At 35.5% G+C, this 24,613-nt stretch carries 25 protein-coding genes; 20 read left to right on the top strand and 5 right to left on the bottom strand.

All coding sequences use genetic code 11. The features are described from left to right. Positions 1-152 precede the first annotated feature (152 nt). Positions 153-1,481: a PhoH family protein gene (locus H9655_RS07465; RefSeq protein WP_404826079.1), complete on the top strand. Its 1,329-nt coding sequence runs from the start codon at positions 153-155 to the stop codon at positions 1,479-1,481. Between the two features lie 64 nt (positions 1,482-1,545). On the opposite strand, the gene H9655_RS07460 is transcribed toward H9655_RS07465, so the two are convergent. Beyond that, complete coding sequence (locus H9655_RS07460) at positions 1,546-2,043, bottom strand: molybdopterin-binding protein (RefSeq protein WP_191812478.1); 498 nt, start codon at positions 2,041-2,043, stop codon at positions 1,546-1,548. A gap of 145 nt (positions 2,044-2,188) precedes the next feature. On the opposite strand from H9655_RS07460, the gene glsA reads away from it, so the two are divergent. From glsA to pyc, 4 genes are all read left to right on the top strand, one after another. Beyond that, positions 2,189-3,127 carry a glutaminase A gene (gene glsA / locus H9655_RS07455; protein ID WP_191812475.1) on the top strand — a complete coding sequence of 313 codons (939 nt, stop codon included), beginning with the start codon at positions 2,189-2,191 and terminating at the stop codon, positions 3,125-3,127. 94 nt (positions 3,128-3,221) lie between these two features. Beyond that, positions 3,222-3,503 carry a YlaN family protein gene (locus H9655_RS07450; RefSeq protein ID WP_095369658.1) on the top strand — a complete coding sequence of 94 codons (282 nt, stop codon included), beginning with the start codon at positions 3,222-3,224 and terminating at the stop codon, positions 3,501-3,503. A gap of 359 nt (positions 3,504-3,862) precedes the next feature. Further along, positions 3,863-5,080, top strand: a complete 1,218-nt coding sequence (locus tag H9655_RS07445; RefSeq protein ID WP_191812473.1) for an FtsW/RodA/SpoVE family cell cycle protein — start codon at positions 3,863-3,865, stop codon at positions 5,078-5,080. A gap of 19 nt (positions 5,081-5,099) precedes the next feature. Then, complete coding sequence (pyc, locus tag H9655_RS07440) at positions 5,100-8,543, top strand: pyruvate carboxylase (RefSeq protein WP_191812471.1); 3,444 nt, start codon at positions 5,100-5,102, stop codon at positions 8,541-8,543. A gap of 78 nt (positions 8,544-8,621) precedes the next feature. Here the strand turns inward: pyc and H9655_RS07435 are convergent, their stop codons facing one another. Continuing rightward, positions 8,622-9,581: a COX15/CtaA family protein gene (locus H9655_RS07435; RefSeq protein WP_191812469.1), complete on the bottom strand. Its 960-nt coding sequence runs from the start codon at positions 9,579-9,581 to the stop codon at positions 8,622-8,624. A gap of 1,018 nt (positions 9,582-10,599) precedes the next feature. Here H9655_RS07435 and coxB point away from each other — a divergent pair. The 7 genes from coxB to H9655_RS07400 all read left to right on the top strand — a co-directional run bounded on the left by coxB (position 10,600) and on the right by H9655_RS07400 (position 16,931). Further along, on the top strand, positions 10,600-11,658 hold the full coding sequence (coxB, locus tag H9655_RS07430) for a cytochrome c oxidase subunit II (RefSeq protein WP_191812467.1): 1,059 nt from the start codon (positions 10,600-10,602) through the stop codon (positions 11,656-11,658). A 34-nt stretch (positions 11,659-11,692) separates the two neighbouring features. Continuing rightward, a complete protein-coding gene (ctaD, locus tag H9655_RS07425; protein WP_191812465.1) occupies positions 11,693-13,558 on the top strand; it encodes a cytochrome c oxidase subunit I in 1,866 nt (621 codons plus the stop codon). Further along, entirely contained in the window at positions 13,558-14,187 is a 630-nt protein-coding gene (locus H9655_RS07420; RefSeq protein ID WP_191812463.1) for a cytochrome (ubi)quinol oxidase subunit III, read from the top strand. The genes ctaD and H9655_RS07420 overlap by 1 nt, the downstream gene beginning before the upstream one ends. Positions 14,188-14,190: 3 nt before the next feature. Then, entirely contained in the window at positions 14,191-14,523 is a 333-nt protein-coding gene (ctaF, locus tag H9655_RS07415; protein WP_191812461.1) for a cytochrome c oxidase subunit IVB, read from the top strand. Between the two features lie 268 nt (positions 14,524-14,791). Next, positions 14,792-15,691, top strand: coding sequence for a cytochrome c oxidase assembly factor CtaG (ctaG, locus tag H9655_RS07410; RefSeq protein WP_191812459.1), 900 nt, complete (start codon positions 14,792-14,794; stop codon positions 15,689-15,691). Between the two features lie 183 nt (positions 15,692-15,874). Next, on the top strand, positions 15,875-16,342 hold the full coding sequence (locus H9655_RS07405) for a DUF420 domain-containing protein (RefSeq protein ID WP_191812457.1): 468 nt from the start codon (positions 15,875-15,877) through the stop codon (positions 16,340-16,342). Positions 16,343-16,607: 265 nt separating this feature from the next. Then, positions 16,608-16,931, top strand: coding sequence for a hypothetical protein (locus H9655_RS07400; protein ID WP_225230474.1), 324 nt, complete (start codon positions 16,608-16,610; stop codon positions 16,929-16,931). A gap of 41 nt (positions 16,932-16,972) precedes the next feature. On the opposite strand, the gene H9655_RS07395 is transcribed toward H9655_RS07400, so the two are convergent. Continuing rightward, positions 16,973-17,332, bottom strand: a complete 360-nt coding sequence (locus H9655_RS07395; RefSeq protein WP_191812452.1) for a YugN family protein — start codon at positions 17,330-17,332, stop codon at positions 16,973-16,975. A gap of 491 nt (positions 17,333-17,823) precedes the next feature. Between H9655_RS07395 and H9655_RS07390 the strand changes: the two genes are divergently transcribed. Further along, complete coding sequence (locus H9655_RS07390) at positions 17,824-18,906, top strand: CAP domain-containing protein (RefSeq protein ID WP_191812450.1); 1,083 nt, start codon at positions 17,824-17,826, stop codon at positions 18,904-18,906. A gap of 45 nt (positions 18,907-18,951) precedes the next feature. Here H9655_RS07390 and H9655_RS07385 read toward each other — a convergent pair whose 3' ends face one another. Beyond that, positions 18,952-19,443 (bottom strand): PaaI family thioesterase, encoded by a 492-nt coding sequence (locus H9655_RS07385; protein ID WP_191812448.1) that lies wholly within the window; start codon positions 19,441-19,443, stop codon positions 18,952-18,954. A 211-nt stretch (positions 19,444-19,654) separates the two neighbouring features. On the opposite strand from H9655_RS07385, the gene H9655_RS07380 reads away from it, so the two are divergent. The 5 genes from H9655_RS07380 to H9655_RS07360 all read left to right on the top strand — a co-directional run bounded on the left by H9655_RS07380 (position 19,655) and on the right by H9655_RS07360 (position 21,748). Further along, positions 19,655-20,068, top strand: a complete 414-nt coding sequence (locus H9655_RS07380; RefSeq protein ID WP_191812446.1) for a YlbD family protein — start codon at positions 19,655-19,657, stop codon at positions 20,066-20,068. Between the two features lie 15 nt (positions 20,069-20,083). Beyond that, a complete protein-coding gene (locus H9655_RS07375; protein ID WP_191812444.1) occupies positions 20,084-20,323 on the top strand; it encodes a YlbE-like family protein in 240 nt (79 codons plus the stop codon). Positions 20,324-20,412: 89 nt separating this feature from the next. Then, on the top strand, positions 20,413-20,844 hold the full coding sequence (locus H9655_RS07370) for a hypothetical protein (RefSeq protein ID WP_404826078.1): 432 nt from the start codon (positions 20,413-20,415) through the stop codon (positions 20,842-20,844). A 65-nt stretch (positions 20,845-20,909) separates the two neighbouring features. Continuing rightward, positions 20,910-21,350 (top strand): YlbF family regulator, encoded by a 441-nt coding sequence (locus H9655_RS07365; RefSeq protein WP_191812440.1) that lies wholly within the window; start codon positions 20,910-20,912, stop codon positions 21,348-21,350. A gap of 122 nt (positions 21,351-21,472) precedes the next feature. Then, on the top strand, positions 21,473-21,748 hold the full coding sequence (locus tag H9655_RS07360; RefSeq protein WP_191812438.1) for a YlbG family protein: 276 nt from the start codon (positions 21,473-21,475) through the stop codon (positions 21,746-21,748). A 49-nt stretch (positions 21,749-21,797) separates the two neighbouring features. On the opposite strand, the gene H9655_RS07355 is transcribed toward H9655_RS07360, so the two are convergent. Next, on the bottom strand, positions 21,798-22,187 hold the full coding sequence (locus H9655_RS07355; protein WP_191812437.1) for a DUF7147 family protein: 390 nt from the start codon (positions 22,185-22,187) through the stop codon (positions 21,798-21,800). 130 nt (positions 22,188-22,317) lie between these two features. On the opposite strand from H9655_RS07355, the gene H9655_RS07350 reads away from it, so the two are divergent. Next, entirely contained in the window at positions 22,318-23,700 is a 1,383-nt protein-coding gene (locus H9655_RS07350) for a hypothetical protein (RefSeq protein WP_191812435.1), read from the top strand. 345 nt (positions 23,701-24,045) lie between these two features. Next, positions 24,046-24,609 carry a 16S rRNA (guanine(966)-N(2))-methyltransferase RsmD gene (gene rsmD, locus H9655_RS07345; protein ID WP_191812433.1) on the top strand — a complete coding sequence of 188 codons (564 nt, stop codon included), beginning with the start codon at positions 24,046-24,048 and terminating at the stop codon, positions 24,607-24,609. Positions 24,610-24,613: the final 4 nt, after the last annotated feature.

Genomic DNA, 24,613 nt, shown 5'->3' with positions numbered 1-24,613 from the left:
ACTAGTGTGCGAAAGTTCTTCTATCTTTATGCGACAAATCATATATTTTAAGCAAAGTTAGATTTGTCCATGTTGATAAATGAAAATGTTGAAACTAACAAGCAATGAACTATTTACGCACTAATGTATTTCTAATGGCGGGAGGCATCGGGTTGAGTAAAATATACGTGTTAGATACAAATGTCCTATTGCAGGATCCAAATTCCATTTATTCTTTTGAGGATAATGAAGTCGTTATTCCAGCTGTGGTGTTAGAAGAGGTAGATTCGAAAAAAAGATACATGGATGAAATTGGGAGGAATGCAAGGCAAGTATCAAGAATGATTGACAGTATGAGGCAGTCCGGGAAACTGCATGAGCAAATCCTCCTTGAAAATGGAGGAAGCTTACGCATCGAACTAAACCATCGTTCTTTTCACCAATTGCAAGAAATTTTTGTTGAGAAAACGAACGATAATCGGATTTTGGCTGTCGCTAAAAACCTCTCATTAGAAGAAGAGACAAAAGAAGGTGGTAGACCAGTTATTCTTGTGAGTAAAGATGCGCTTGTAAGAGTAAAGGCAGATGCTATTGGTTTACTAAGCGAAGATTTTTTAAGCGATCGTGTGATTGAAAATGATGATATATATACAGGTTTTCTTGAAGTATATCTCCATTTAGATATGGTGAATGAATTTTACAGTCAAGGAGAATTATCACTAAAAAAAATAACGAACCACGCATTCTATCCCAATCAATTTGTTATTTTAAAAGATGCGCTTGGTTCATCAGCTTCTGCACTTGGCATTGTGGATCAATCGAAAGGTAAATTGAAAAAACTCATTTTTGATTATGATCATATTTGGGGAATTAAACCAAGAAATGTACAACAAACGATGGCATTAGAACTGCTTTTACGCAGGGACTTGCCTCTTGTTACCTTAATTGGAAAAGCAGGGACTGGAAAGACATTACTTGCGCTCGCTGCAGGATTAATGCAGACTGAGGATTTAGGGGATTTTAAAAAATTGCTTGTCGCACGGCCGATTGTCCCAGTTGGTAAGGACTTAGGTTTCTTACCTGGAGAAAAAGAAGAGAAATTACGGCCATGGATGCAACCGATTCATGATAATCTTGAGTATTTATTTAATGTTAAGAAGCCAGGGGAATTAGATGCCATTTTGGCAGGTATGGGTTCAATTGAAGTCGAGGCTCTTTCTTATATAAGAGGAAGAAGTATACCTGACCAATTTATTATTATTGACGAGGCACAAAATTTAACAAAGCATGAAGTAAAGACGATTTTAACAAGAGTTGGTGAAGGTAGTAAGATTGTCTTAATGGGTGATCCTGAGCAAATTGACCATCCGTATTTAGATGCCTATAATAATGGACTTACCTACGTTGTCGAAAAGTTTAAAGATCAGAAGATTGCTGGGCATGCTAAATTGATTAAAGGTGAAAGGTCAGGGCTAGCTCAATTAGCTGCTGATATCTTGTAAAATTTAAGAACTACTGAAGAAAAAAGACTGAATGAGCTTAGTGGCTCAAATTCAGTCTTTTTTCTCATATAATATGGAAGTCTAGCACATTTTTAATTGGCTGACGGCGATTGCTACCATCTTTATAATAAATATGCACTGGGCCATCTTCCTTCAATGGCTTTCCTTTTAATGAAAAGGCGAGAATGAGGTTTTCTGCCTCTGCCATAGGGATATTGACTGTTTCATTCTCACAATGTACTTCTATTGTCTTGCTTTCACTATTTGGCTCTGCATTTGTAAGGAAAGGCAAGAAGGGAATCCCAAAAGTACCAGTTAAGACACGGACTTTTTCAAATTTCTTTTCTGTTTTAAGTGTTGGTGGGTATACTGCACCTTCCATAATTTCACGATCCCAATGTTTAGAGGCTGCTTTCGTATATTCCTCCTTTTCATTCGGTAACTCTTCTTCATTCTCAAAATATGTATCAAGGTCAATTTTTCGATCATCAAAAATCCATACACTTGGATCGAGTGTAATTGTATATTTGACGTTGCCTGTAATATGGATGATATCTTTCATTTTGTCATACCCCCTGCTTGTGTGACTAATATCTTTTGTCCTAATAAAGTATAACGCTTTTAACCATAAATGTCATTTCAACTCGAATGGAATATCACTAAATGTATTAAACTATAAGGAAATGTCGATGGAGAGTAGGGGTGTAATGGGTTGTCAGACAGATCAAGAATTGTTAGGAATAATTGAACAAGTGAAGCCGCTTGCTGCTAGAGGTAAAGTAGCAGATTATATTCCGGCTTTGCAGGCAGCTGATCAGTCAAATGTTTCAGCTGCTGTCTTTCATATTACTCGCGGTCGTGATGCTTGTGTTTCAGCTGGAGATATTGAACAAAAGTTCACATTACAAAGTATTTCAAAAGTAATTGTTCTAGCACTAGCATTAATTGATCAAGGATACACGAATGTATTTCAAAAAGTAGGGATGGAACCAACGGGCGATCCTTATAATTCAATGATCAAGCTTGAGACGAGCTCTCATTCTAAACCTTTGAACCCAATGATTAATGCAGGTGCATTGGCGGTTACAAGCATGGTAAGGGGAGATTCTCCCGATGAGAGGTGGCGACGTATTCTCCATTTTGTGCAATGTTTATTAGGGGGTAAAGCCATCGGTTACAATAAAGAGGTTGCAGATTCGGAATATAAGACAACAGACTTAAATCGTTCATTATGTTATTTTATGAAACAACATGGAGTAATTGATGGAGATGTCGATGAGTTAATTGATGTTTATACGAAACAATGCGCGATTGAAATGAATTGTTTAGATTTGTCAAGAATAGCAGCTGTCTTTGCAAATAATGGCCGTGATCCGCAATCAGGAAACATATTAATTGATGAGGAAATTGCAAGAATATGCAAAACATTCATGGTCACTTGCGGTATGTATAATGCTTCAGGGGAGTTTGCAATCAAAGTGGGAATCCCTGCGAAAAGTGGTGTTTCGGGTGGTATAATGGCAGTTGTACCAGGTAAGTTAGGTATAGGCATTTTCTCGCCTGCACTAGATGAGAGAGGGAATAGTATTGCTGGTGCAGAAATATTAAAGATTATGGCAAAGAAATATCATTTTAGTATTTTTTAATCTGCGGATCTCCCCTGATTATCCTTGCTTTTTTCTTCACTTAAGTTTAAAATTTATAGATAGGATAATCGCTCGGAAACGGGGGGATTGAAAGTTGGCTTCTGAAATGGTTATTGATCATAAAGAAAGAGCTAATGCTCTATTACAGGCAGATGCTGAAAAAATATTAAAATTAATCAAAGTCCAAATGGATAATTTGACTATGCCTCAATGTCCATTATACGAAGAAGTACTTGATACGCAGATGTTTGGCTTATCTCGTGAAATTGATTTTGCTGTGAGACTTGGATTAATTGCCGATAAAGATGGAAAAGAAATTCTTGATAAACTTGAGAGAGAATTATCCATTCTACATGAAGCATCAGTAAAAAAATAAAACATATTAAAAACTCAAGCTAAGGATATTAGCTTGAGTTTTTTTATTTGTTAGAACTTGGTTAAGAGGAGAGTGGATAAGAAGAAATATAGGTTATGCTGCTTTATAAATGATAGGCAATATTATGCTGAACTATGAAACTGAATCTATTAATTAAGCATATATAGTAGACAAAAAGATAATTATGATGTATAAATATATTAATTAGTATGTCACATTGAATAGAATAATACAGAACAATGATCTAATCATTTATCGCGTTACGTTTTAATTACATTCCTTTTTATCTTTATTTTGGCAGGAAAATGAATGCTATAGTAGAATAAATATACTACTTAAGAGAATAAAGGAAGAGGCATATGTTTAAAAAAATTCTAAAATCTTATGATTATTCATTGATCGTTGTATTAGGTCTTTTATGTATTTTTGGACTGGTTATGGTATATAGTTCAAGCATGGTTGTAGCGGTACAGAATTACGAATATGAAAGTGACTACTATTATATTAAACAGAGAACACACCTAATTTTAGGAGCTATTGCTTTTGTCATTGCTGCTCTATTCCCATATAAAGCATATAAAAATAATAAGTTACTTATTCCCTTAGTTATGTTATCAATATTTGGGTTAATACTTGTTTCCTTGATAGGAAGAGCTGCAAATAATGCGCAAAGTTGGATTGATCTTGGTGTTCGTTCAGTTCAACCGTCTGAGTTTGTGAAGTTAATTGTGATTGTTTATCTTTCGGCAGTATATGCTAAGAAACAATCCTATATTAATGAGTTTAATAAGGGAGTTATTCCACCCATTTTCTATTTAGTATTTGTTGTTGTATTAATAGCGCTAGAGCCAGACTACGGCACAGCAGGTATTATCTTTTTAATAGGTGCATCAATCATTTTCTCTTCAGGAATGAGTTTGAAGAATATTATGAAATTAGTTGGTATAGGTGCAGTCATTTTAATACCAGTCGTTCTGTTGCTAGGCAAAGAGATTTTTTCTGTGAAACGTTTAGGTAGATTTGATTCGTTTTTAAATCCCTTTGAATCAGAGTTTGGTTGGCAGTTATCTAATGGATTTATTGCTCTTGGAAACGGTGGGTTAAGTGGTTTAGGTTTAGGCCAAGGTATTCAAAAGATGGGTTATTTACCTGAACCCCATACTGATTTTATTATGGCTGTAATTGCTGAAGAGTTAGGTGCTTTTGGGGTAATATTCGTACTCTTCGCTTTAGGATTTATAGTCCTTAAAGGTATTTTTATTGCCTTGAGATGCAAAGATGCTTTTGGAAGTCTATTGGCAATAGGTGTTTCTGCTATGATAGGCATTCAAACATTCATTAATCTTGGTGGAATATCAGGAGTAATCCCTCTGACTGGAGTGACATTACCTTTTATAAGCTATGGTGGATCATCCTTATTAGTACTTATGGTATCAATGGGAATATTAGTGAATGTATCAATGTTTGTAAACTATGAAAAGAAATATAAAGATAAAGAAGAACAAAATGTAACGACTGACAAACCGGTAAAGACAACAGCAAGTATGAGCGGTCGTTTTACATATAATAGACGATAAAAATATACGGGGTGTTATTATGGGTCAAAAAATTAGCAAAGTATTAGTCGCCAATCGTGGAGAAATAGCCATTCGTGTTTTTCGTGCCTGTACGGAATTAAATATCCGTACAGTTGCGATTTATTCAAAAGAAGACTCAGGATCCTATCATCGATACAAAGCAGATGAAGCATACCTTGTTGGTGAAGGTAAGAAACCGATTGATGCTTACCTTGATATCGAGGGTATTCTTAAAATTGCAAAAGATAGTGGTGTTGATGCGATTCACCCTGGTTATGGCTTTTTATCAGAGAATATTCAGTTCGCTAGAAGATGTGAAGAAGAAGGAATCAAGTTTATTGGACCTGAATCTAAACACTTAGATATGTTTGGAGATAAAGTGAAGGCGAGATCACAAGCGCAAATTGCGAATATTCCGGTTATTCCTGGTTCTGATGGACCGGTGCAAGCTGTGGAAGAAGTAGAGCAATTCGGGAGAGATTACGGCTATCCAATCATTATTAAAGCCTCCCTTGGCGGTGGTGGCCGAGGAATGAGAATTGTTAAAAGTGCTGAAGAAGTAAGAGAAGCATATAATCGTGCCAAATCTGAAGCAAAAGCGGCATTTGGAAATGATGAAGTTTATGTCGAGAAATTCGTACAAAATCCGAAACATATAGAAGTGCAAATTATTGGTGATCAACACGGCAATATTGTTCACCTGTTTGAACGTGATTGTTCTGTACAAAGACGTCACCAGAAAGTTGTCGAAGTCGCACCATGTGTATCGTTAGACGAGGAATTAAGAGGACGTATTTGTGAAGCAGCCGTACAACTAATGAAGAATGTGGATTATATCAACGCTGGAACAGTTGAATTCCTTGTTTCAGGTGATGAGTTTTATTTCATCGAAGTAAATCCTCGTGTCCAAGTTGAACATACCATCACTGAAATGATTACAGGTATTGATATCGTCCAAACACAGATATTAGTTGCAGAAGGATATGAATTACACAGTGAAAAAATTGGGATTCCAGATCAAACAGAGATCAAAACAATGGGATATGCGATTCAATCTCGGGTTACTACAGAGGATCCTTTAAACAACTTTATGCCGGATACAGGAAGACTAATGGCTTATCGTAGTGGTGGAGGATTCGGTGTTCGTCAAGATGCTGGTAATGCATACCAAGGTGCAGTAATCACACCACATTATGATTCATTATTGGTGAAACTTTCAACTCATGCCCTTACTTTTGAGCAAGCTGCATCAAAAATGGTTCGAAACTTGCAGGAATTTAGAATTAGAGGGATTAAAACGAATATTCCATTTTTGGAAAATGTCGTAAAACATAAAAACTTTTTGACAGGTGAATATGATACATCATTTATTGATCGTTCACCAGAATTGTTTATTTTTCCAAAAAGAAAAGACCGTGGAACAAAAATGTTATCTTACATTGGTAACGTAACGGTCAATGGTTTCCCTGGAATTGAAAAACAGAAGAAACCGGCATTTGATCAACCAAGAATGCCAAAAATTATTTTACCAAATGAGTATCAATCTGGTACGAAGCAAGTACTTGAAGAACGGGGCGCTGAAGGTCTTGTGTCATGGATTAAGGAACAAAAAAATGTTCTATTAACAGATACGACTTTTAGAGATGCCCACCAATCCTTATTAGCAACAAGAGTTAGAACAAAGGATTTACAAAATATTGCTGAACCAACTGCAAAACTACTGCCACAAATGTTTTCTTCTGAAATGTGGGGCGGCGCGACATTTGATGTAGCTTATCGCTTTTTGAAAGAAGATCCATGGGAAAGATTATTAACATTGAGACAAAAGATGCCGAACATTCTCTTGCAAATGTTATTAAGGGCTTCTAATGCCGTAGGATATAAAAATTATGCGGATAATGTTATTCAAGAGTTTGTAGAAAAGTCAGCACATGCAGGAATTGATGTCTTCCGTATTTTCGATAGTTTAAACTGGGTAAAAGGTATGGAAGTAGCGATTGACGCTGTTAGACAGACAGGCAAAATTGCTGAGGCAGCCATTTGTTACACAGGGGATATTTCTGATAAATCAAGAAAGAAATATGATCTAGCGTATTATAAAGAGTTGGCTAAAGAACTTGAGAATCAAGGTGCACATATTCTAGGGATTAAGGATATGGCTGGATTATTGAAGCCACAATCAGCATATGAGCTTATCTCTGAATTGAAAGAAACTGTAGATATTCCAATTCATTTGCATACGCATGATACGAGTGGTAACGGGATTTTCACTTATGCAAAAGCAATCGAGGCTGGCGTTGATATTGTTGATGTTGCCTTAAGTACGATGGCTGGGTTAACCTCTCAACCTAGTGCAAACACATTATATTATGCGTTAGAAGGGTCAGAAAGACAACCTGACATGAATGTGAATGCTTTAGAACAACTTTCCTATTATTGGGAAGATGTACGTAAATATTATCAAGAATTTGAAAGTGGTATGAAAGCACCTCATACGGAAATTTATCAACATGAAATGCCTGGAGGGCAATATAGTAATCTTCAGCAACAGGCGAAAGCAGTTGGACTAGGTGAGAAATGGGATGAAGTAAAAGGGATGTATTCTCGCGTCAACCACATGTTTGGTGATATTGTAAAAGTGACACCGTCTTCAAAGGTTGTAGGAGATATGGCTCTATACATGGTACAAAATCAATTAGATGAAGAAGCGGTTATTCAAAAAGGTGCTTCATTAGACTTCCCTGATTCTGTTGTCGAGCTGTTTGAAGGTTATTTAGGACAACCGTATCAAGGATTCCCTAAAGATCTACAAAAGGCGATATTGAAAAATAGAGAAGCCATTACCGTTAGACCTGGAGAACTGTTAGAACCTGTTGATTTTGATGAAATCAAAGCGACTTTATATAAAGAATTAGGTAGAGAAGTGACAAGTTTTGATGCAATTGCCTATGCACTTTATCCAAAGGTATTCATGGATTACCACAAAACATATACGCAATTTGGTGATGTTTCTGTTCTTGATACACCTACATTCTTATACGGTATGAACTTAGGTGAAGAAATTGAAGTGGAGATTGAAAAAGGTAAAACGCTTATTGTTAAATTGGTGTCAATTGGTCAAGCACGAGCAGATGGAACGAGAGTGATTTATTTCGAACTCAATGGACAACCTCGTGAAGTGGTGATAAAAGATGAAAGTATTAAATCTTCCGTTGCAACGAAAGTGAAGGCGGACCCTCACAATGAAACACATATTGCTGCGACAATGCCTGGAACAGTTATTAAGGCAGTAGTAAACAAAGGTGATATTGTTAATCAAGGTGACCACTTGATGATTACTGAGGCGATGAAAATGGAAACAACTGTACAAGCTCCATTTACAGGCACAATCAAAGAAATTTATGCCACTGATGGAGAATCGATTGCTACGGGTGATCTTTTAATTGAATTAGCGCGATCATAACAAAAAAACTTTTCCTCTTAGAAAGAGGAAAAGTTTTTTTGTTTGCTCACATTTACTTACATCAAACTTTTAAAAAATTTATGATAACGGAACATTTTTGTCTTTTTTGTTATCCGTTTTTCTTGATTGAGCCAATTCATTCGCTTTGCTTCTTGTAGTCAGAAGAATAAAGTAGCTTAACACCCCAAACAAGCAAGAAATAAAAAATGCATGGGCGAGCGCAATGTACAAGTTTAATTGGGTAATTACAACTAGTGCGCCAGCAATGACTTGTAAACTGACTAAAATAAACGAGATAATCCAGCCTCTATAAATAACAGGCTGATCCTTATAATGTTTGAGTGCTAGTATCATGATATATGTAATCCAAATAAATATTAAACCAGCTGCTGCACGATGTCCCATCTGAATCCATTCATACATATTCAGCGGAAGACCGATGGCATCATTTCTACAGAAAGGCCAATCGAAACAAACCAAACTAGCATTTACATGTCTTACGAGCGCACCTGTATAAACAACGATATAACTATAGAGCGTAACCCCGATAATATGGCGTTTCATTCGTTGATCAATAACAAGTTTTTCTGCTTGAAACTTTTTATCCACTTCGAATATTAACAAAGTAAGTAATAGAACGGCGGCAAAGGAAATTAAAGAGATCCCGAAATGGAGTGCCATTACAAAATCAGATTGTCCCCACATGACTGCAGCTGCACCGATTAGAGCCTGCAATACTAGAAAAATGACAGATGAAATAGCTAGAAATTTAGTTTCTCTTACATGACCAATCTTTTTCCATGACCAAATGGCTAAAATGAGAACCATAAGTCCGACAGAACCTGAAACAAGTCTATGAGCGAGCTCAATAATTAATTCGGGTGATATATTGCTTGGGATAAATTCACCGTGACATAATGGCCATGATGCCCCGCAGCCGTCTCCCGAATCTGTCTTTGTAACTAATGCCCCGCCTAATAGAATGAGTAGCATGCCTATTGTTGTTAGGACAGCGAACCATTTTAATGATCGTTGCAAAACTTTCACCCTCTTCTGAATGTATAGGTATGTATGAGCTCTTTGGCTTTAAGAACATAAAGTCTTCACTGATACCATATAAATGATGGTATTTGCCAAAATATTGTGTAGATTTTATGTTTAATTTCTTAGTTTAAAAGAGATTCAGTTGCGATTTAACTAAATGTGAAAAAATAACGTCTATGTATACTCACTTTTTTGATACTACAGGATTCATCAAAATATTACAATACTTATAAAAATTCTCCCGTATTCATCCTTATTTCCCTTGAAAACATCGGTTTTGTCTGCTAGAAATATAGTTGTCATGAAAATATGTATAAAAAGCTGAAGTTGTGTGATTACCTTAATTTATCATTTAATGAAAAAATTATTAACTTAATTATCTCAGAAAAGTGATGAATATATAATGAAAAACAAACTTCTGACACAAATTAGTCATAATTAATTCTAGAAAATTTCACAAAATAACTAAAAAATGTGATTTAATATACAGTGAATGCATCACATTTGTTTAGGGGAATTGTAAGTGTTTTGGAATTTATTTTAACTGCTTTGGTGAATTTAATGACAAATATGGTAAAGTAAACTAATTTGCTTTATAGTGGAGATAGTGCTTAACTTTTAATCTGTCATTAAATGGCCTCCAGTATCACATACTTAAAAGGAATGGGATGAAAACGAAAATAGCTTGAAATCTGTCTGAGATTTTTTTAATAATCTGGATATTATGTTTACTTAAATACATAGCTAACACAAAAGAGATTACTTACATAATTAAAAAGTGAACATAATAGTAAAGAAGACAAGCTTTTAAGAAAGTTGTTTTCTAAGATAGGAATACCTTTTCCAAAGTTTGTAACAATATGATTAGAAGTATGTGCTGGGCTTTACTTATTATTACTGGTGAAGTAGTTCATTTTTCAGTTGTTGGGAGATTCTCTCTTGTTGAGAGATTTATCCATATTAAGTTTTAGCACTCAAAGAAATTTTCATGAAAGAGGGGTATGAATAAGCTATGAAAAGGCTTGCAAAAGGGCGTCTGCTATTTATGTTAGCTGTAACGACGTTATTTCTAGCCGGCTGTGGTGAACCATTTATATCGACACTACAACCAGCGGGTGAAGTTGCGCAAACACAATATGACCTTATGCTATTGAGTACATTCATTATGGTTGGAGTCATTATTGTCGTGACAGTCATTTTCCTTATCGTACTGTTTAAGTTTCGTCGTAAAGACGATAAGATCCCTAAACAAGTTGAAGGAAGTCACAAATTAGAGATTATCTGGACTGTTATACCAATTTTATTACTTCTAGTTTTAGCTGTACCGACTGTTGCAGCTACGTTTGATTTAGCTGATGTTTCTCCTATGGAAGAAAAGAATGAAGAGGGGAAAACAGATGTAACGGTGGTAAATGTTAAAGCAAATCTTTATTGGTGGGAGTTCGAATATCCGAATCAAGGTATCGTCACTAGTCAGGAGCTAGTTGTTCCTACTGACGAAAAAGTATATTTCAACCTATTATCGACAGATGTGAAACACTCATTCTGGATTCCAGCTGCTGGTGGTAAGTTGGATACCAATACTGAAAATACGAATAAGTTTTGGTTAGAATTTAATAGTGAGAAAGCTGATGAAGTTGGTAATATTTTTTATGGGAAATGTGCTGAGCTTTGCGGACCATCCCATGCATTAATGGACTTTAAAGTAAAAGCTATTTCAAAAGATGATTTTAATGCTTGGGCTGAAGATTTAGCTTCAATGGAAGAAGCAGCTCAACCTGAAACTGCGTCTGCAGAACAAGGGCAAGAAATCTTTAATCAAAGCTGTATTGGGTGTCATGCGGTTACGCCTACAGGAGCAAATGCTGTTGGTCCTAACTTGACAACTTTTGGTGACCGTACGCATATAGCTGGATATTTAGAGCATACAGAAGAGAATCTGAAAGCTTGGATAAAAGATCCGGAAGAATTCAAACCTGGAAATAAAATGACAGATCAATATGGTAACCTTTCAGATGAAGAAATTGATGCATTAACAGATTACTTAATGGGCCTTAAAGTTGAGGATTGATAAGGCGATATGCGTTTAATAAGGAGGTAAAATTGTGAGTACCTATGCTCAGAAAAAAGGTGTTGGCGCCGTTTTATGGGATTACTTAACAACTGTTGACCATAAAAAAATTGCCATCCTTTATCTAATTGCTGGTGGATTTTTCTTCCTAGTCGGTGGACTAGAGGCAATGTTTATCCGTATCCAGCTAGCCGTACCAGGCAATGATTTTGTAAGTGCTGGAGTATATAATGAAATACTCACTATGCACGGTACAACAATGATTTTCTTGGCAGCGATGCCGTTGATATTCGCATTTATGAATGCGGTTATGCCACTACAAATTGGGGCACGTGATGTTGCATTCCCTTTCCTTAACTCTTTAGGGTTCTGGTTGTTTTTCTTTGGTGGTGTATTCCTAAACCTTTCATGGTTTTTAGGAGGAGCTCCTGATGCTGGTTGGACTTCTTATGCTTCGCTCTCACTTGCATCAGAAGGTCACGGGATAGACTTTTACGTACTAGGATTACAAATCTCGGGTGCGGGTACATTAATAGGGGGGATTAACTTCCTTGTAACGATTATTAATATGCGTGCACCGGGAATGACTTATATGCGTATGCCGTTATTTACATGGACAACGTTTGTAACGTCAGCATTAATCCTATTCGCATTCCCTCCATTAACTGTAGCACTTTTCTTAATGCTTTTTGATCGTTTATTTGGAGGAAATTTCTTTAACCCAGATATGGGTGGTAACACAATTATTTGGGAGCATTTATTCTGGATTTTTGGTCACCCAGAAGTGTATATCTTAGTATTACCAGCTTTTGGTATCTTTTCAGAAATTTTTGCGATTTTCTCGAGAAAAAGATTGTTTGGTTATTCATCCATGGTATTCGCTACCGTGTTAATCGGATTTTTAGGATTCATGGTATGGGCTCACCATATGTTTACAACGGGATTAGGTCCAATCGCTAATGCGATTTTCTCTGTTGCAACAATGGCAATCGCTGTTCCGACGGGGATAAAAATATTCAACTGGCTCTTTACAATGTGGGGCGGTAGTATTAAATTTACAACCCCAATGTTATATGCGATAGCCTTTATTCCAACCTTTACAATGGGTGGAGTAACAGGTGTTATGCTCGCGTCAGCTGCACAGGATTATCAGTTCCATGATAGTTACTTTGTTGTTGCTCACTTCCATTATGTTATTGTTGGTGGGGTAGTCTTCGCATTACTTGGCGGTTTACATCTATATTGGCCGAAGATGTTTGGCACAATGTTAAACGAAGCTCTTGGTAAAATAACATTCTGGTTATTTTTAATTGGCTTCCATTTAACCTTCTTTATTCAACATTTCTTAGGTTTAATGGGAATGCCGCGTCGTATCTTTACGTTTAATAGTGGTCAAGGATTTGATATGGCAAACATGGTAAGTACTGTTGGTGCCTTCTTTATGGCGGTAGCAACCATCGTATTATTAATTAATATTGTGATGACAATTGCGAAGAACGAAAAAGTTGGTGGCGATCCATGGGGTGACGGTCGTACACTTGAATGGGCCTTACCATCACCACCACCGTTTTATAACTTTAAACAGCTACCACTTGTACGTGGTTTAGATGCATTCTGGATTGAGAAAATGGAAGGTAATAAAGAGATGACACCGGCAGAGCCAATAGGTGACATTCATATGCCTAACAATTCTTTCGTTCCATTTGTTATTTCACTCGGATTGTTTATCGCAGCATTCGGTGCAATGTACCATAATGAACATTCTTGGGGCATCCCAGTACTTATTATCGGCATGTTGGTTGTCTTTGGTTCTATGTTCTTTAGATCAGTTAAAGATGACCACGGATATCATATTCATAAAGAGGAATTAATGGATGATGATAAAGGGGGTAAGGCATAATGAAGGCAGATGAAAAATTCACATATGAAACATGGCCTGCAGCGCCTGAAAAGCAAACCCTCGATGGAAAAAATAAATTTTTAGGTTTCTGGCTATTCCTTGGTGGTGAAACTGTTTTATTTGCGACTTTATTTGCGACTTATTTAGCATTAAAAGATCGTGTACCAAACAGTGACCATTATTTAGCCAAAGATCTTTTTGAAATACCATTGGTGTTTGTTATGACAATGTTGTTATTAACAAGCTCACTAACAAGTGTTTATGCAATGTACCATATGAAGAATTTTAACTTCAAAAAAATGCAGTTATGGTTAGGCATTACCGTATTACTCGGTTTAGCATTCCTTGGTTTTGAAGTTTACGAATTTAACCATTATGTACATGAATACCATCATACATTTACGAGTTCAGCATTTGGTACAGCTTTCTATACCCTAGTTGGCTTCCATGGGGCTCACGTTGCATTTGGTCTTGCATGGATCATTACATTAATGGTACGTAATGCAAAACGTGGATTAGACCTTTATACAGCACCAAAGTTTTATGTTGCAAGTTTATACTGGCACTTTATTGATGTTGTATGGGTATTTATCTTTACGGTTGTATATTTAATGGGAATGGTGGGATAACTGATGGCAAATGAAGAATTAAACTCAGGTAACCCAAAAGTTGACATTGAATATCGTCGCAGAAAAAGCGCAGAGGAAATGAGATATCAGGTAGTTTCATTTGCAATGATGATCTTTTTAACATTTGTGGCTTTCATTGCTGTTGGCTATGATATTTCTGGATGGTTTACCATTCCGTTTATCTTAGTTCTAGCAATCATTCAAGTAGGCTTTCAACTATATTATTTCATGCATATGAGCCATAAAGGACATGAAGCTCCTGCATTGTTCCTGTACTCAGGCGTCTTTGTAGCTTTCATTACTCTGCTGGCATTCGTGACAATTATTTGGTGGTAAAATTAAAAAAACGGCTGATGAATATCAGTCGTTTTTTTTATGTGAAAAATGGTCAAATAACACTGCTCATTATTTCAAGTAAAGATGAATGACAAAATAGAGCTACAATTCTTAAAAATTTATGACAGTTACAACAATCAAGGTAAGATGTTGACAACGATTCCATAAAGTGGGTTGCCACGGTCTTTAAGACAAGCGTATAATAGACATTGATATCAGAAACAATAAAGATGGCCTGTAGTATTACATAAAATGAGGTGACGTAAGAATGCCACTTAGTATTTTTGGATTTAGAGCATTATGGAGTCCATATTTTTTTCTAGCATTGGTCTTGTTGTTAATCTTGTACTTTTTAGTGACTGTTAAGTTTCGCCACCGTTTTGCTAATAGTGAACCATTACATAAGAAAGAAGCGCTATTCTTCTCAAGTGCAATCTTAGTCTTATATCTGATTAAGGGTTCTCCGCTTGATCTAATGGGACATTTAATGTTTTATGCACATATGATTCAAATGGGTGTACTATATTTAGTTGTGCCAATTTTGTTTATTTACGGAATTCCTAAATGGATGTGGCGTTCCTTTATTGCCTTACCAATCGTAAAACCATTATTTCGGTTTTTTACAAAACCATTAATTGCTTTAATCTTTTTTAATGGGTTATTTTCTTTTTACCATATCCCATTAATTTTTGATGTAATCAAAGTGGATATGACTTTGCATACAGTTTATACAATTATCCTATTTTTCTTTGCTATCTGTATGTGGTGGCCGCTTATCACCCCGTTACCAGAACAGCAAAGATTAAGTGGGCTAAAAAAAGTCGGTTATATATTTGCAGATGGGATTCTATTAACACCCGCTTGTGCCCTGATTATTTTTGCAGATGCACCGATGTATGCAACGTATTCTGATCCACATGCATGGGGGCAAGCATTAGCTCTCTGTGTCCCTACAGGAACTCTCGCAGGGTTAAATTTAAGTGGACCAGAAATGTTTAATAGCATGTCTTTACTGCATGATCAGCAGTTAGGCGGCGTTATTATGAAGATTATACAGGAAATTGTTTATGGGTATGTGTTGGCGCTTGTATTTTTTGAATGGTATCGTAAAGAACAGTCAGAGAATGAAGCTGAAAATCAGCTCATGAATCCAAGAACAGTGGAATAAATCCCGAGCCTACCTAGCTACTGAGGTAGGCTCCATTTTTGAACAATTAGAGAACTTTTACGAAAACCATTCAATCATGATTGAAAAAGAAGTAATACTTTTATAAAATGAGCATAGCTTCTTCATAAAATTGATGAAGGATAAACTATACATATAGGAAGTTTGATGAGAAAGGAAGTTACTATGGAGCATTCATTGCCTGTCTTACCAACAATCAGTACAACCTTTATCGTGTTAAGTGCCATTATGGTGGCAATTGGTTGGGTTCAAATTAGTAAGAGAAAAATTGACGCACATAAAAAATCGATGACGTTTGCTGGCATTTTTGCCATCATATTCTTTATTATTTATGCTAGTCGAACAATATTTATCGGAAATACATCATTCGGTGGGCCTGATGATATAAAAATTTATTATACCCTTTTTCTTATCTTTCATATTACCCTGGCCACATCAGGAGCAGTACTTGGAATCATCAATTTGTATACGGGATATAAGAATAAGTTAAAACTGCATAGAAAGATCGGTCCCTTTACGAGCATCATCTGGTTTGCTACGGCCATAACAGGGGTAGCGGTTTATTTACTACTATATGTCTTTTATCATGGCGGAGAAACGACTTCATTAATCAAGGCAATATTCGGATTTTAAGGAGTTCAAAAACAATGCAAGTCCGAGCTTATTCGAGTGCTAATGCTATTCGAATAAGCTCGGATTTTTTTGTTTCCATCCTATGGCAATGGATAACATGAGAATAGAAAGTATAAAGTTAGTGACTCCATCAAACAGTAAGGAATAATGATTAGTTTTTAGAATCAGTTTAATGAGTACAAGACATAGTAGAACAAAATCCGATTGAACTGCATTAACTATATTATCCTTTCTTAAAAAGGTTGAATACAGGAATGAATGGATGATGCAATTGGTAAAGCGAGATGGGGAAAAACAAAAAGTACGCAAATTTATCATTTCATCCATTGTAGAATCCAATTTACGCTATCTTAAAATGGATGGTGCGGAGGAAAAAATAAGGTTAATTAGAAGAAGTAGTGAAGATATTATCACGCGATTAGATGATCCGATGATAATTGAAGTAAGACTAAGTATTATACCATATAAAGAAGTTTTAACAGATTTGCTGGTTTTACAAAAACAAATAATTGAAGATATTCGATTATTGACTGGACTTCGCGTTGGTAAGGTAATTTTAAAAGTCGAACATTGCTTTATCGATTCTTAAGAAAAAACGTGAAGATGTTGTCTTCACGTTTTTTCTATCGCTTACTTAAGTATTTGTTCTAAATCATTATTAATGTCTGTCAAGATCTTTTCAGATTGCTTTACAAGTGCTTGTGGGAAGTGTTCGCCATCCCCGTATTCTACTCCGTGCGGATAATAATGTTTGCCTAATAAAGGAGTAAGTAATTGAATCGTCGCCTTTCTAGCGCCAACGTCACCTTCTACTGCATATCCAAACACACGCAGGTAGTAGACTCCTTCTTTTAATTCGAATTTTCGATCGTATGTAACTCTTTCATAATCCCATTGTCCTGCACGTACTAACTGATAAGAATCCATTAGGTCATCTAGTCGCTTTAGTTCAACTTGCTTGTTTTCTAAACCCGTATTTTCAAGCTTCATAATAATCAATCCCTCCTGAAAAAAACAATTGGTAAACAGAACCAATATTGAATCATCTCAAATTTAATAATAGTTGAAAAATGGACAAGTTGCAATCTTTTTCAAATATATCACTATTCTCACCTAACACTAGTATTCCCAACATCCCTTATATATGTATAATGAAAAATTAGAGAAAAGAATGATGAATAGAGGGTAATGCTATAAAGTTCAATTCCATGTATAATAATATGTATAAACCTTTAATTCGAGACTTTTATACAAGTTATTCAACGTATTTAATGAAGTGTACCCATAAATATGTGTAAAGGTTTTCTTAATTCATAAACAACTTGCTATTATCCATTTCTATGTGATGATATACTATATTTAAACATATGTTATAAAAAATACTTTTTTGTGTATTGAAAAAATGAGAAGTTGTGTATATTTTACGATACTCATGTTTATGACGTGGATATAATAGAAGTGTCCGAGTTTTAAAAGAAGTCATGGGAGGTGCAAGTTCTCTGAAGAGTGTATTACGTGTATTTGTACTGATATTGGCTCTTACTGTTATATGGTTATACTTAGATTTTAGTAGTGAAGATCAACTGCTATTGAGTGACGAGGGTACAGAAGTTGCTCAAGATGAAACGATAGGTAATCAAGATGATGAAGAGTCAATGGTTGCTGAGATGCCTGAAGAAGGGTTGCTCACCTTAATGGGGTCTAAAGCTTCGGATATTAAAAAAGAGTTTGGTGAACCAGAACGGATTGATCCTACACTTCAAGGCTATGATTGGTGGATTTATCCGAATGGCAATCATGAATATATACAAGTCGGTATATGGGAAGGTAAAGTCATATCCGTATATGCCACAGGTGATGAAGTGGATGTAACGCCTTTTAAAATTGGACAACCATCAGGAGAAATTTACTCATCTCTATATGCAGAAACAAATATAGAAATTGAATTTGAGGGTAGTGTTTATCGCTTTGAATTATCAGAAGCAGACATGAATATGAGACCTATTATTAGAATTGGTGATTATTACGCAATCCTTTATTTAGATAAATTTACAGGCACGCTTTCTAGTGTTCGTTTTCTAAATGATGAGTCTTTCGTGATGTTAAGGCCTTATGAATTAGTTTATAGAGGCGAGTTATTTGTTGTAAATGATATATTAGAAGAGGAAGAAGCAGCTATCAATCGAGGGATGGAGCAGCAGATTATTGATATTACGAACGTGATGAGAGAAAGATATGATGTGAAGGAGCTTTCCTTAGATGAGAAGACTTCAGAAGTAGCTTACAACCACAGTGTGGATATGTATGAAAGTGAAGCCTTTTCTCATACCTCTGATGAATATGGTGAACTGTCAGACCGACTGAAAGCAGGCGAGGTTGCTTATTTATCGGCGGGCGAGAATATTGCTGCTAATTATGTAGATGCACCTTCAGTGATGGAGGGATGGTTAAACAGTAGTGCACATCGTGAAACTTTATTAAATGAACAATTTACTGACATTGGTGTAGGCGTCTACAAGAAGCACTTTACACAAAACTTTATTGAGAAATGGGAACAAGAATAAAGACGTTGCTTACTCATTGTATGATGAGTGCAACGTCTTTTTTATTCACTTACCGACAACAAAAAAGTTAGAGGAAGCAATTGCAACCTTCTTACCATCGTCTCTTTCAACGACAGCAGAGAGGACCATCATGCGGCTTCCTTTATGAGTGATTGTTGCATAACAAGTAAGGTTGTTCCCTTTAATTGCAGCTAAATAATGAATGTTTAATTGCGTGGTTACAGCCATCTTATCTATTGGTGTTGCTTTATTGCTTAATGTACCCATTGCGGTATCAATGAGGGTAGCAATCATACCTCCGTGCACAATACCAAGCGGATTATAAAGTAGAGGTGTAATAGGAATAGAGATTGTAACAGTATCATCCTCTAACTGTTCTTCTACATTCATAAATGCTTCAATATATGAACGATTTGTCCCATTTTGCTGTCTTTCTAAACTATCCACGATAGTATTGATTAATGGTAAGTCTTTGTCAGTGGTTTGATCAATCATTTTTGAAAACTTCTGAAGTAAGAGATCTTTGTTTGTCATCATTTGTGAGACTCCTTGTTATATCATTAACTTTTCATTGATTTTAAGTATAAGCAATTTCTATTCCTCATACCAATACAAATGAAGTGTTGTATTTATGCTATCTTTATCGTAACAGAAACTTGAGCAATAGAAATATAGAAATTTATCACTTTTATGATGGGCCACTCATACAATAAGGTAGGCATTTGTAACGAATAAGAGGTGAATAATAGTGGCACAGAAACAATTGCATCCTACTGTTGAGCGGTTTAAGTCATATGTAAAAAAGAATCCATCAGTACTAAAGGAAGTTAGATCCGGTAAAAAGTCGATGCAGCAATTGTATGAAGAATGGTACTTATTAATAGATGATGAGCAAGATGAACGTGAGCAGAAGACAGATTCGTCAGAAACGACCACAACAACCACTGAAAACAAACAAGATTGGGTCAATCAGGTGATGGGTACTGTAAAGAACATGGATGTGAATCAAGTACAAGGTTATATTACAAATATGAGCCAAGCTCTCGGAGCCATTCAAGGAGTGTTATCACAATTTCAAGGAGGAGCTTCATCCTCTAAAAGCGCTACTCAATCAAACCCAATAGCTCAAAAACCAAATCCATTTGCATTTAAAAAAGATTAAAGAAGGTGACAATCTTTGCGTAAAGATATTAGAGAATATATTCAACAAAATGAAGAATTGAAAAAGTTCGTTAGAGAACAACCACAATGGTATCGAACGTTATCGCGGAATCCAACAGAAATACAGAAATTAGAAGTAGCATCGTTACACTATCATAAAAAAACAATCCCTCATCATGTAGAAAAGTTTTCTAATGGAGTTCAGATGGCATCTATGATGATGAGTATGTTTCAAGCAATGAACAGTCAATCATAAATGGTCTTCTTCGTTAAGGAAGAGGACTATTTTTTATGAGTAATTATTTTTGTAAAGCAAATAATACATAATAAAAAGGGTTGATGAGCTTGCAGAAAATTTTTCAATACTTCTCGCTTTGTATTTTATTTATTGTATTAGTTGCTTGCACCAAAGATATTCCAGAGCCAGAAACAAATAGCATCCTAGCGCCTGTTAATGGGCTTGAAATTAGAGAATCTATTCCAGTAACAACTGCCTTGGCAAAAGGACCACAAGATTTTCTTGTAAAACATGTAGTGGAAGGTAATGATGTATTGATTGAATGTATCGTTGATGGGGTAACATTTAGAGAAGATCGACAAGGGGTGAAAGGGAAGTTCATTGTATATCTTGATGGGAAGAAAACAGATGAAATCAGCCGCGCTGCATTCAAAATAAAAGGGTTGTCACAAGGGAAACATCATATCAAACTGGAAGTAGTGAGTAGTGACCCTGCCCTTTACTTTTTGACAAAAGAATTTATCGTACAGGTGGAATAATTTTTCTCAGTGCTTTTGATTTTAGCTATTCCATGATATGATGAAAAGTGGAGGTGAGCTTCCAGATGCTTGCTACTTTAGAAAGATTAGAAATATTGGATGTAGCCGATGAGATTGTCACGATGATTGTCAAGTCTGAGGAAGCTGCTCAATACAAGCAATGCCTCAAGGAGATGCAATCAAATTCTGAAACTCAGAAAAAGATTCGTCAATTTGTTGAAATGAAAGATCTTTATGAGGATGTACAACGATTCGGTAAGTATCATCCTGATTATAAAAGAGTCACGATGTCTATACGTCAGTTAAAGAGAGAAATGGATATGGATCCATATGTAGCAGCGTTTAGACAATCGGAAACAGAGTTACAAAGTTTGCTTGACGAAATTAGTGTCATTATTAGTCACTCTGTGTCTCAACATATTAAAGTCCCAACAGGTAACCCATTTTTTGATAATGCTTGTTCGGGTGGTTGTGGATCAGGCGGAGCATGTAGCTGTTCTGCTTAACAGTGCGGTCATGACCGCACTGTTTTTTTAGAAGATAGAGAATGAAAAAATCAATCACATTGTAAAAATAATGAAATATATGCTAGACTAATAACAATCATTTGAACAAAAGGGGAAGTATTATGCTTGGAGAGAGGCAAGGTTTAATTGTTTGGCTTTATTCATTAAAGCAAGCGAAAATGTTACGACGATTTGGCAACGTTCATTATGTATCGAAACGGTTAAAGTACGTAGTTGTTTATTGTAACATGGAGGATATCGACGCCTTAACTGAAAAGATTAGTTCTTATTCGTTTGTTAAAAAAGTGGAACCTTCGTACAAACCTTTTTTAAAAACTCAGTTTGAAAATGCAAAACCAGATAAAGCAAAAGAATATGATTATAAGATGGGCATTTAGCAATTTAAACAAACCTAGGCATATATAGCTAATATATGCCTAGGTTTGTTTAAGTTAGTGCAGGTAAATAGTGATTTAACCTGAATATAGCAATTAAATGTTGAAAATATAAGTCTTTCTCAGAGAAAAGTGTTGAAGGTTTCACATTGAATTGGATGAGTTCTTTATCTAACTCTTTCGCTGTTTCGGCAAATAATTGAAAGCGTTTATTAGGTTTGATTTCATGATTTGGCACGCCTTCTCTGCAAATATATATCGGTTGGAATTTTCCTTCAGCAGGTGGGTTTAATATCACGATAAGTGAACTCATGGCCTTGTCATTTATCGTTGTATGTAAAACCATCATATGTTTAAGGCGGTCACTATTCCTTTTCGCTATCTCTATCAATTCATAAATGTCAGAATACCCTTCTCCGAGTTCAATAAATCTTTGAATCATATTTGTTCTCCTTTTATGTTTAATCAACACTTTTCTACTTTATCATTTTTTTTAATTGATTAGAAGGATATTCGGTGTTTATATATAATTAGGTACAAGTATTACTTGAGTGAGTAGTAAGGAGCACATGATGAAAAAGGTAATTTCTATTCTTTTTGTTATCATTATCGTCTGCATATTTTTTAATCAATGGGACCAATTCATAACTGATGGGCAAACCGTTAATGCACATGAAAGTGCACAAACAAAAGTTACCATTCATTCGGGTGAAAACTCTGTACGAGTCATTCAAACGATTTCTACCTTATCTGACGAATCCATATACGAAATGATCGTACCGAAGAAAGCTTCAAATTGGACATGTACATATGATAATAAAGGTGAGTGTAAGAGTGTTTGGGGAGCTGAGAATATTATCGAGACTAAAGGGAGTCAGTTACACATTACCTATAGTTTGCCTATAAATCAAAAGACTAACACTTTGATTCGTGAATGGTTATTTCAATTAAAGGGCGTCACTATTGATCATGTGGAATTAAAAATCATTGAATCTCACCACCGAAATGGAACTTGGATGGCTGGTATTCCTTTATCAGGGTTCGTGAAAGAGGACCTAATAGATTATTACTCCTTTTCAGGTCATGCAAACAACCCGGCACTCCTTTGGCATAAGGGTGAAATAAACACTGAGCAAAACGATAAGTATTATACATATTATGGGAATCATTATCATGAGATTAAAGAACTGATGCAAAAACATGAAGAAAAGGTAAAAGAAGCAAAATTCTTAAATATCATTACAACTAATCAGTTGAAAAGTGGCCTATATGAAGGGATTCTTATTTTACCTAGTGGGGAATCATTAGAACGAGAATTAGTAGAGGCTCTCTATTTCTATGCTATTGAAAGTGAAGAAATAGAATGGTTCTTGGATTTATTAACATCATTTATTATTGATGAAAATCCTCGTTTTGCTCTGAGTAAGTTTGCTTTTAACGAACTAAAAGAAAAGCTAACTGCAAGTGAGTTGGAGCAACTTGTTGCCAATATTTCCGACTTGGATGAAAGTTTCGTACCAGAAGATATGGATGAAATCCTCTATCAAATAACAGGAAAGCAAACGAACTTCTTTGCTGAATTATTTAGGAATAAACAACCGGTTTCATTAGAATTGTTTACAATGAAAGATTATTATTGGAAGGATAAAAAATTCACTGTAAAAATAATTGAGATTGATGGAATAGAGTGGGTACCTTTACAAAAGACAATGTCATTCCTCGAGTTAGAAACAGAGCGTTTATCTGAAACGGAATGGGTAATCTTTGATGAGGAAGATGTTTATCGTTTATATTCAGATCAGTCGATTTTTATAAAAAATGAAGAGGTTTTTGGTTTGTTAGAACATCCACTAAAAAAGATGAATGGTGAGTACTATTTAGAAAAAAAATGGCTCCAGTCCATCTTTCGTATACACTTGAAAGAAGAGGGCAATAAAGTTTATTTTGACATGTAAAAGGAAAAACAATTTATATGGGGAATCCTTATTTAATGTCATCGTCAAATAAATAAAAAAATCCCTGTAGCAAAAATACTACAGGGTCCTTCTAACCAACTAATAGGCAGAAGGTAAAGGGAGAGGAGAAACCGGAGGAAGAACTTATGGGGAAACGTAAGTCTTCTCCGCGGTTGGCAACAACATCGTTTAGATGCTGTTAATCTCATTATCTCCATATAAGATATTGTTATACATTTTTATTCATCATCTCTTGAAATACTTAGGAGAATATGTGTTTGTTTCCTATAAAAAGTATGGTAGGATGATGAAGAAAAATTGAATTTAAGATAAGTGGTGAGTAGTATGCGGGTAGTATCTGGTCAATATAAGGGACTGCAACTTAAAGCTGTTCCTGGTAAATCAACAAGACCAACAACTGATAAAGTAAAAGAAGCAATCTTTAATATGATAGGCCCCTATTTTGATGGAGGCATCGCACTGGATTTGTTTGCTGGAAGTGGTGGCCTGGGGATAGAGTCATTAAGTAGAGGTGTAGAAAAAGCGATTTTCGTTGATCGTGATAGCAAGGCAGTACATACAGTACATGAGAATTTACGAATTTGTAAAATTGAAGAAGGCGTTGAAGTTTATAGAAATGACGCTGAAAGAGCTTTAAAAGCCATTATGAAAAGGGGGTTACAATTTGATTATATCTTCCTTGACCCACCTTACAAAAAGCAACAACTCGTAAAATTGTTAGAAATTATTAGTCAACAGAAATTACTAAAGCAAAATGGCATGATAATGTGTGAACATAGCTCAGATATACAATTACCCACTTTTTGTGGGGACTTAGAACAAGTAAAGTATGAAAGCTATGGTATCATTGCTGTTTCCATTTATTGTTTTATTGAGCCTCATGAATAAATTA

Source organism: Cytobacillus stercorigallinarum (assembly GCF_014836495.1).
In the GTDB taxonomy this organism is placed as follows: domain Bacteria; phylum Bacillota; class Bacilli; order Bacillales; family Cytobacillaceae; genus Cytobacillus; species Cytobacillus stercorigallinarum.
The sequence above is the reverse complement of the archived record's forward strand: the minus strand, read 5'-3'. Positions and strand labels throughout refer to the sequence as shown.